Raw genomic sequence first — 10,618 nt, 5'->3', positions numbered from 1 at the left:
TTGACCGGTTGGAACGCTGGTCGCTCAACCACCGAAAAACCATTTATGGAGCAACAATTCTGCTCACCGCATTCGCTGTTCTAGGGATCATGCGCTTAAAATCGGAAGGCTATATTGTGGATGATCTTCCCAAAACCGATAAGATCTATGCCGATCTGAAGTTTTTTGAGGAGCATTTTAAAGGAGTTATGCCCCTGGAAATTGTAGTGGATACCAAAATCAAAAACGGCTTACGCCGGCAGCCCCTGCAATTGTTTGAGCGGATTGATTCGCTAACCAGTTATATCAGCAGCCTACCCGAAATGGCCAGGCCCTTATCTGTAGTAGAGGGAATGAAGTTTGCCCGCCAGGCTTACTATGACGGGGATAGCAGTAACTATGGACTACCCAATAGTTTTGATATCAGTTTTTTGGCTGGCTACCTGAGTATAAAAGGGTCGGACAGCAAAAACGATCAGATGGGACAGCTGGTAAGATCCTTCATGGATGAAGACAAACAGCAAACGCGGATAAGCGTTAATATGAAGGATGTCGGTAGCCGTCGCCTCCCCGAATTGCTGGATTCCATTGAATCCCGCACGGAACGATATTTCGACTCCAGTCAATATAAAGTAACCCTTACAGGCAGCAGTATCACGTTCCTGGAAGGCAGCAGTTTTATCATTAATGGATTAAAAGAAAGCATTTTCTGGGCCTTTTTACTGATTGCCCTTTGTATGTTATACCTCTTTAAAAATGGCCGGATCCTTTTATGTTCACTGATTCCGAACCTGGTTCCCCTGGTAATTACAGCGGGTGTAATGGGTTGGGTTGGTATTGCACTAAAACCCTCTACCGTATTAATTTTTAGCGTGGCGCTTGGTATAGCCATTGATATTACCATCCGCTTTCTGGTAAATTACAAACAGGAACAGGGGGGCTCGGAGCTGGACAGGCAACGGGTGGTCATTGAAACCATTCATTCCACCGGAATCAGTATTATTTATACCTCACTGGTATTGATTGCAGGATTTGTGATCTTCTGTTTTAGTGGTTTTGGCGGCACCCAGGGCCTGGGCTGGCTGACGTCACTAACCCTGGTTATTGCTACCGTTACCAACCTGGTTTTGCTTCCTGCTTTACTTATTGACCTTACAAAAGCGAAGAAAAACAAGGCCTAAGATTAGAATTTCATTAGAAAAACAAGGGGCGTGCAGTTTATTGCACGCCCCTTGTTTTTTAACTCCATTTTAATCGATTGATGATCAATTAAATATATATCTGATATTTAAAATACCGTAGTTCCTTTCTTATTCACCGAAATTTTCAACTATTTACCGTTGATGGTGCATCATTAACCGTTCATCAATTGTCTTATTTTTAACACTTCATTAATTAGTCGTCAAAACTTAAACACACATGAGAAAATTAGTCTTGGTACTATTGGGCATACTTGTGCTCAGTGGTCAGCTATTGGCTCAGTCACGCACCGTGACGGGCAGAGTCACAGATGCCAGCGGCAGTCCTATTGCCAATGCATCTGTTTTGGTTAAAGGGACCACTGTAGGTACTACCACCGGCGAAGACGGTAACTTTTCACTTACCCTACCAGAAAATGCCCGGGTGCTGGTATTTTCTGCAATAGGCACCGCTTCCCAGGAAATAACCATTGGGAACAGGGGTTTATTTAACATTACGATGTCTGCTGACGATAAGGATCTGCAGGAAGTAGTGGTAGTAGGGTATGGCGCTGCAGTAAAACGGAAAGAAATTACCGGCAATATTGCCACCGTTAAGGGAGATGCCATTGCCAACCGTCCTGTTCAGAGCTTTGATCAGGCACTGGGTGGGCGTGCGCCGGGGGTACAGATTACCATTCCCAGCGGCGTATTAAATGCGCCGCCCGTGTTTCGCGTTCGGGGAACCAACTCTATTTCGCTCTCTTCCCAACCACTGATTGTAGTGGACGGAATTCCGATGTTTTCGGGCGATGCAAGTTCTACCTCGGCTGCGGGCAACGCACTGGCCTCCATTAACCCAAATGATATCGAGTCTATTGATATTGCAAAAGACGCAGCAGCCTCTGCCATTTATGGTTCAAGAGCTTCCAATGGCGTAATATTTATCACTACTAAAAAAGGTAAATCAGGCCGCCCAAGAGTAAACCTCGACAGCTGGGTTGGCTGGACAAGTGTACAACGCTTACCCTCTCTGCTGGATGCCTTTCAGTATACCGAATACAAGAACCAATCATTAACCAACGCAGGCTTATTGTCGCCCACCAATCGTTTTGATCTCACCGAAGGCCCCGACGGACAACCGATCAATACCAATTGGTATGATTATGTATACCGGACCGGTTTTTCTCATAACAATTCCCTGAGTTTATCGGGAGGTAATGAGGCTACAAAATATTATACATCCATAGCTTATACCGAGCAGGAAGGTATTATTAAACGCAATGATTTTAAACGGTTGACTGCCGTTATGAATGTGGATCATAAGATCAACAAAGCCATTTCACTGGGCTCAAAAATCCAGTACTCCAGTGAAAAAAACCTGTCAGCTGTAAGCTCCGGCTCTTTGGGCGATGCTTTTGCAACAGCAGGTTTAGGACGGGTTCCGTTAGTTACCGCTCCAAATATTTCTCCATATAACAACGATGGTTCCTATAACTACTCTGGTGCATTGATTGGGGTGATGAACAACAAACAGGGCCAGGTAGGTTTCAATAACCCCGTAATTCAGTTGGATCAAAACCGGGGAAATGCAGATGTAAGTCGCCTTCTCGGCAATGCTTATATCCAGGTTAAACCCATTCAATCAGTAGCCTTCCGTTCACAGTACAGTGTAGACTACCTGATGGTGGATAACGAAATTTATTACAGCCCGATTTCCGGAGAAGGTTTTGCAGATGGCGGTAGCGCTACCTCCCTATTTGCCCAGAATAAAAGATGGGTTTGGTCAAATACCCTTCAGTATGATAAGATTTTTGGTAATAACCACGATTTTGGCATATTGGTAGGTACAGAGCAGCAGAAGAGCAATAACAAAAGTTATGGCCTTAACCGGATTGGTGTTAATGACCCTGACTTTACCAATATCCAGGGTGGCTGGAGAACACCTAACACTGCCGGACTTGGAATTGGTGAAAACTACCTGCTGTCTTATTTCGGCCGCTTGACCTACAATTTTGATAAACGCTATTATTTCTCTGCCAATGTTCGGAGAGACGGCGCTTCTCAATTAGGTCTGAACAACAAATGGGGTACCTTCTGGGGTGCATCTGTTGGTTGGGATATCGACAAAGAGAAATTTTTCCAGGATGCAGGATTGGATAATGTATTCAGCAGCCTGCGCTTAAGAGGAAGTTATGGTAAAGTAGGTAATATCGATGGCTTAGGACAATACGCTTCCCTTTCTTTGTATAACTCCGGATTATATGGTGGTAACGGAACCTTCGTGTTCAGTCAGGCAGGTAATCCAGATCTCGGATGGGAAAGCAGTACCAAAACAGATATCGGCATCAACTTTGGTTTGTTAAACGATCGTATCAGTGGTGAAATCACTTATTATAAAAATGATGTGAACGACCTGATCCTTTTCGTTCCAACGCCACCCTCTGCAGGTTTACCAAGTACTATTCCTACCAATATCGGTGCTATGTACAATAAAGGACTTGAAGTAGTTTTAAATGGTACACCAGTTCAAACCAAAGACTTCTCCTGGAATGCCAGCTTCAATATCACCTTCAATAAAAATGAAGTAACCTCTCTTGCTCCCGGAGTAGATAATATCATTTCTGCAACCGGCGGTTTGGAATCTCCCAGCATAACAGTAGTTGGACAACCATTGGGTATGTTGTTTGTAACGCGTACCAACGGGGTAGACCCAGCCACAGGTCGGCGTATCTTTATCAACGGCGCCGGACAGGAAGTCTATTTTCAGCATATAGTACCGGCAGGATCAGGCGGTGCCCGCTTTATGTTTGCAGATGGTACTACCGCCCCTACAGTTAGCTCTGCAGATGCTGTGGTATATAAAAACACTAACCCCAAGTATTATGGAGGTTTTGACAATACCTTCCGCTATAAAGGTTTTGAGCTGAATACCCTGTTTACCTTCCAGGGAGGCAACTATGTGTACTGGGGTACCTATGCAGGTTTACGAGATCAACGTTTCTGGAATAACTCAACCGATGTGTTAAGAGCCTGGACCAAACCCGGTGATGTCACCGATATGCCGAAATCCTATTTTGGCGATAACACTTCCAACGGATCAGGATTTCCACTTGATATCAATGTATTCAAAGGCGATTTCATTAAACTCAGAACAGCCACACTTGCCTACAACCTGCCTTCACTGGTTGTAAATAAGATAAAAATCAACAGCCTGAGATTCTATGTTACAGGTAATAACCTTTGGATCGGCACCAAATATCCCGGACCAGATCCCGAAGTTTCTTCCAACGGTACCGGAAATACCAACCAGGGTATTGATAGAAACACCGTTGCGAATGCAAGAGGTATTATCGTGGGTCTTAATGTAGGTTTCTAACCAAAAAAAGTTGAAAAAATGAAAAAACAGATTTTATATACAACGCTGGCAATAAGTGTGTTGACAGCCTGCAAAAAAGAAGATTTGGAGCCGCTGCCAAGTAACCAGGTAGAGTATTCAGTGGCATTTGACAATCCTGTTAGGATACTGGGACAAATCAATGGCCTGTATGCGACCATCAAAAATGCCGGATTATACGGCGGACGTTACCAGATCTTCAACGATATCCGTGGCGGAGATTTCCGGAATGATCGTACCAACGTAGTTACCGGTTTTGATGTATGGAACTATACTCCCGGAAACAGCTCTTCCAACTCTGTACAGGCAGTTTGGAGCCGTGCATATTTTGCCATTAACCTGGCCAATGTTTTCCTGGCTGGTATGGATACCAAAGGTACCTCCGTTGTAGGAGAGGCGCTGGCCAACAATTATAAGGCAGAAGCAAGGTTTGTGCGGGCAATCTGTTACCATGCATTGTTAACACTGTATGCAAGACCCTACTGGGACGGCAATGGGGCCAAACCCGGCGTACCGTTAAGACTTACCGCCAATACCATCGGAGGAAATTATGATCTGGCCAGAAGTTCGGTAGCAGAAGTGTATAACCAGATCCTGGACGATTTAAACTTTGCAGAGCAAAACCTGCCAGCTACTTATGGAGCAGCAGCCAATACGCTCAATACAACCAGGGCACATAAAAATACCGCCATTGCTTTTAAGGTGCGTGTATTGCTGGGAATGCAGCGCTATGGAGATGTAATTACTGAAGCCAATAAACTGGTTCCAGAAACAGCTCCCTTTGTGGCAGCTTCCGGTGTTCCCCATGCACTGCAGCCACAGGTTGCTACACTGTACACGAATTACACCACAACAGAATCTATTTTATCAATGCCGTTTGCCGATAATGAAGCACCTGGTACACAAAACCAATTAGGTTATTATTATGGCGCTTCTGCAATGAATGGTGGAAACGGAGAATATTCGTTGTTATCAACCGGCATCATTTCCAATACAGGCTGGCTGGAAACCGATGCAAGAAGAGGTCTTATTGTTCGTGTTGGAAACAATAATACGCCCTATCTCAATAAATATCCAAAACGTTCTCCGTTTACTGATTTTGCACCAGTTCTCCGGTATGCCGAAGTATTGTTAAGCTTAGCGGAGGCAATTACCCGTTCCGAAAATGCAGTTGATGAGCGGGCCATTGCATTGTTAAACGCTGTTCGCCATCGTTCCGACCCCAATGTTACCTTTGAAGCCGCTGATTTTGAAGATGCGACGGCGCTGGCCAATGCTATTTTTACAGAACGCAGGATAGAATTCCTTGGTGAGGGGCTGGCAGGTTTCGACTACACCCGTTTAGGATTGCCTTTACCAGCAAAAGGAAACGTAAGTGCTGTTCAACCCAGCCAACAGGAATATATCTGGCCAATTTCATCCACCGAGTTGTTGCTGAACACACTCTGTGAGGATAATTAATCAATATCATCCTTCTAATTTCAATAAAACAGGCTGTCTCTTCGGAGGCAGCCTGTTTTAGTAAAAAAAATTGAAAGGAACGGGCAATAAAAAAGCCGTTGCAAATTCTGCAACGGCTTTTTTATTGGTTAACCCTATATTAATTATTCAGGTTAGGATTATTGATAACTTCCTGTTGAGGAATTGGGAACGTTAACTCATCTGCATTGTAAGGGAATGATTCACCAGGGAAAAACAGGTGATTAGCTCCACGTGTAGTGGTTGCTTTATTCCGTTTCATAGCCAGGTAAGATTTTCCTTCACCCCAGAACTCCAACCTGGTTTGTTTGTAAATTTCATCTTTTAATGCCTGACCACTCAGGGCATCGAGATAACTTACATCATCCAGGCGGTTTTCCAGAATTTCCTTCAATACAGCAATTGCTTCCGCATCTTTGTTCAGATTAGCTTTTGCTTCTGCATTCAACATATACATTTCATCCACACGCATATAGATGTAATCTGTTTCGATGATACGTTGTCCGCCTATTTGTCTTTTTGGATCAAAGAATTTATTGCTGGGCGCCAGATCAGCATCAAACTGGTTTCTCCGAATATCATCCGGACGCATAGAATTATACAAACCAATATCAATGATCTTTGGATCACCTGCCCATGCGTAGCTGTAGGTATAAATATCCATTTGTCCCCACCAGGATACCAGGTCCAGGCCACTTTGAAGGTTGATATCCACACCCCATATCCAGCTTGGAGTTGCTACATTATTAAAGCCAGACTCCGGATTGGTAACCGTATTGCCTGATAACACGGCAACCGTAGCACCACGGCTGGTAACCGGATATCCTGCATCAATTACATCCTGTGTTAGTGTTTCAACCTGAGCCCAATCGCCTGCAGCTCCTCTTGCAGCCAATGCATATGCCAGCAAACCTTTTGCAACATCTTTGTTTACCTGGTCTTTTGTAGCACGCTCAAAGTCATCCAGGTATTCAATTGCTTTGTTCAGGTCATCTACAATCAGGTTATAAATTTCCTGTGCAGTTACTCTCGGCTGGTTCAGTTGGGTAGCGCTGGTGTAAAGCGGAATTGTTTTTTCTGTACCTGCTCCATATTCTTTCGAATACACATGTGACAGATAGAAATACGCATAAGCACGCATTGCTTTTGCCTGTCCCATCAAATGACGCTCACTTACTTCAGTGGGTGTAGCGTCTGTTCCACCTAATGCATCAATAATAAGGTTAGCACCAAAAATTATCCGGTAATAATATCTCCAGGGATGATAGTTGTCGATACGGGTAAAGTCGAGGGAAGATTGGAACCTGGCCACATTCGAATACCAACCATAGTTCAATGCACCCAATACCATATCACTACTCAGCATGTCCATATAAATATCCACGCTTTTCTGACCAAAGTCATCATCCTGGGTAGTACCGCCAATTTCTGCCGTATACATGGATGTATACAAACCGGCAATATTTCCATTCAGCAAATTGGGATCCAGTGCCACTGCCTCAGAGAGTCCCCTGTCGGTAACGAACTCTGTAGCATCTGTATCCAGAAATTCTTTTTTACAGCCGGTGAACACAACAGAACCAATCACCAGGGCTGTTAATATGCTTTTTGTTCTCATTTTCTTTTTTTTTCCGATTAAAGTTTAACACGCATTCCTACAGTAAGGGTAGACAATGGGGCGTAGGTATAAATACTGGATCCGCCATTTTCAGATACGGTAGGATTGAAACCCTGACGTGCTGAAGTAATCCACAGGTTGTCTCCTGAAACAAAGAAACCGGCATCTGCAATTCCCAAACGGTTGTTCAGGGATTTGGGCAAATTATACCCGATACGGATATTGTTCAGACCAAAAGCAGAAGCTCTTGTAAGGAAACGTGTTGATGTAGCATTTACGTTCGCATCGCGTTGGTTAGACAAGCGGGGAACATCTGTTACCTGGCCGGGTGTTGTCCATGCTTTGAATTGATCTGTATGCCAGTTGTTACCACCGATCAGACCATTATTCATCAGACTCTGGTAAGCACCATCAATTGCATATCCACCCAATGTGTAAAGGAACTGAACAGCAATATCAAATTGCTTCCAGCCACCTCTCAGGTTAATACCTCCCCGAATTTTAGGAATACTTGATTTACCAACAAAGTACTGTGTTGCATTCGCATAACTTTTGGTCGTGCTTTTAATGAGGTTACCTGCTTTGTCAGGATTTGCAGCCTGGAAAGCTACTAAGTCAGTAACCTGCTCGCCGGTTTGAAATACACCGTCATTGTTAAGGTCATCAAAGTACATTGTCCACTGAGACAATCCGTCTGCAGGATCAACTCCTTCGAAATTCCTCATATAAAAATCAAAGATAGATCCACCTTTTGCCCATCCATAAGGAGACTGGTTATCGATCGCCTTTGGCAAGCCTGTTGAAGGATCAATAGGCATAGTGGTAATCGTATTTTTGAAATGTTCACCATTAATGCCCAAATCAAAATAGTACTCTTTTTTCTTCAATAAATGAGCTGTCAGATCCCACTCAATACCTTGGTTACGAAGTTTGCCGTCATTTACTTTAATCAATGCAAAACCACTAGACGGACCAACTCTTCTGTCGAAGATCAAATCATTGGTATTTTTGATATAATAGTCAACAGAACCAGTCAGGTAAGTACCCAGTTTAAATTCGATACCTGTTTGGAACATCTGGGAAGTTTCCCAGGTCAGGTCAGGATTTCCTTTGGTTGAAAATGCAAAAGCAGGATTATTATTCAGGTTATCCACGTTGAAACGATCATAACCAGGATAAAATCCAACACCTTCCTGCTCACCAATCAAACCATAACTGGCTTTTAATTTCAGAAAGTCAAATACCCGCTGTTTATCCATAAATCCGGCATTGGATACAATCCAGCCCAAACCTACTGATCCGAAATTTCCCCATTTATTGTTGAGAAAGCGGGAAGATCCGTCTCTACGAATGGTAGCGGACAAATAATAGGTTGCATCATAGTTATAATTAACCTGTGCAAAATAACTTTCGAGTTTAAAGTTATTGGTATAAGAAGTAGATGGCGTAGATACAACACCGTTGTTCAGTTCTTCGCTGGAGTTAGATACTAGATTATACCTGCTGGCATCAGCGAAAGACTGTTTCCAATCTGTTGCTTCATGGGCAGCCAACGCTTCAATGTTATGCATGCCAATTGCTTTATTGAAACGCAACATGTTCAATAAATTGGTATTCAGCATTTCGGTTTTAGACTGGTAGATTGAACCATTCTGCCCGGCCGCAGAGCCATAGAATTTATTGATCAGGTTAACAAAAGCGTCATTGTAATACTGAACACCTAACCTGGTTTCAAATGACAAATACTTTGTAAAAGAAACTTTCAGGTTGGTATTTCCATTCAATTCATTTCTACGTCTTTTAACCGTATTGAAATTTGCATCTGCAATGGCGTTGGTGAGTGAACCAAATTTACGGCCGGCCTCGCCATAATCGTACCTGCTGCCACCATAAATCGGATCAGGAATATTGTTTCCAGACGCATCTTTCATAAAGAGCGGGTAAATGGAAGGAATATTATCAACAAACCAGAAAATGCTGTTGGAACTGCTTCCCTGCCCATTCTGATTGGTAGTAGTATTTGCATAGCCGATATTCATACTGGCGGTTAACCAGCTACGAATTTCCTGGTTCACATTCATTCTTGCAGATAAACGCTGGAAATCAGAGTTAATAGAATAACCAACATCTTTCAAGTAACCCAAAGAGGTAAAGTAGTTTGATTTAGCATTACCACCACCGAGGCGAACATTTGCCTCTTGCCTGGTAGAGGCCTGGAACGCATAATCTTCCCAAACTTCAGGATTGTATCTTCTGGTAACGCCTGCACGAACTTTTCCGGTAGCCGGATCAATTAATTCTGCTCCATTTGCTACGTTCCACATATTGTAATCAGGATCAATACCAGCATTTGAAAACAGGTTATTGTTGGCTGTTGCTTCAGGGTTTGCAGCATTGGCAGCGCGAGCCTGATTAAATAATGCCTGCCAGCTTAAACCGATATAATCTTCGGGGCTGGTAATTTTATCATGCCTTGGCAGTAAGGAGAAGTTTGTACCGATTTTTCCATCAACCTCAATAAAGGGTTGCTTACTTCTACCATTTTTTGTGGTAATAATAATTACCCCGTTGGCACCACGTGCACCGTAGATAGCAGTTGCAGCGGCATCTTTAAGTACGGTTGTTGATTCAACGTCTCCCATATTAATTGCATTCAGGTTTCCGTCGTACGGAACACCATCAATTACATACAGAGGCGCACGGTTTCCGTTTACCGAACCAATACCACGAATCCGCACAGTAGCAGCAGCTCCCGGTTGTCCGGTAGTATTAATTACACGAACACCTGCCACTTCACCCGCCAGTGCCTGGCTGATGTTGGAAGTGTTCTTGTTCGTTAACGCTTCCGCTGAAACAACTTTTGCAGATCCGGTAAAGGCTTCTTTAGTGGTGTTGCTATAACCCACCACAACTACTTCCTGCAAATCTGCATCAGAAGTTTTTAAAACGGCATTGATGGTATTACCA

At 43.5% G+C, this 10,618-nt stretch carries 5 protein-coding genes; 3 read left to right on the top strand and 2 right to left on the bottom strand.

Annotated elements, in window-relative coordinates; genetic code table 11:
- The 3 genes from A1D16_RS15925 to A1D16_RS15915 form a co-directional block, all read left to right on the top strand.
- Positions 1–1,160 (top strand): efflux RND transporter permease subunit (locus A1D16_RS15925; RefSeq protein ID WP_290711283.1); only part of this gene is annotated, 1,160 nt, incomplete at its 5' end.
- Positions 1,161–1,398: 238 nt separating this feature from the next.
- Complete coding sequence (locus A1D16_RS15920; RefSeq protein ID WP_290711281.1) at positions 1,399–4,536, top strand: TonB-dependent receptor; 3,138 nt, start codon at positions 1,399–1,401, stop codon at positions 4,534–4,536.
- 18 nt (positions 4,537–4,554) lie between these two features.
- Positions 4,555–6,015 (top strand): RagB/SusD family nutrient uptake outer membrane protein, encoded by a 1,461-nt coding sequence (locus tag A1D16_RS15915; RefSeq protein ID WP_290711279.1) that lies wholly within the window; start codon positions 4,555–4,557, stop codon positions 6,013–6,015.
- Positions 6,016–6,154: 139 nt separating this feature from the next.
- Here A1D16_RS15915 and A1D16_RS15910 read toward each other — a convergent pair whose 3' ends face one another.
- Positions 6,155–7,651, bottom strand: a complete 1,497-nt coding sequence (locus A1D16_RS15910; RefSeq protein ID WP_290711277.1) for a RagB/SusD family nutrient uptake outer membrane protein — start codon at positions 7,649–7,651, stop codon at positions 6,155–6,157.
- Between the two features lie 17 nt (positions 7,652–7,668).
- On the bottom strand, positions 7,669–10,618 hold a 2,950-nt coding region (locus tag A1D16_RS15905), incomplete at its 5' end, for a SusC/RagA family TonB-linked outer membrane protein (RefSeq protein ID WP_290711275.1).

This window comes from Flavihumibacter sp. CACIAM 22H1 (genome assembly GCF_001601815.1).
In the GTDB taxonomy this organism is placed as follows: domain Bacteria; phylum Bacteroidota; class Bacteroidia; order Chitinophagales; family Chitinophagaceae; genus Flavihumibacter.
This window is presented reverse-complemented; position numbering and strand designations above follow the sequence as displayed.

Excerpts from the sequence above, each read along its gene's own strand:
- A1D16_RS15920 (WP_290711281.1), top strand. The coding sequence starts at position 1,399 with ATGAGAAAATTAGTCTTGGTACTATTGGGCATACTTGTGCTCAGTGGT.
- A1D16_RS15915 (WP_290711279.1), top strand. The coding sequence starts at position 4,555 with ATGAAAAAACAGATTTTATATACAACGCTGGCAATAAGTGTGTTGACA.
- A1D16_RS15910 (WP_290711277.1), bottom strand. The coding sequence starts at position 7,651 with ATGAGAACAAAAAGCATATTAACAGCCCTGGTGATTGGTTCTGTTGTG.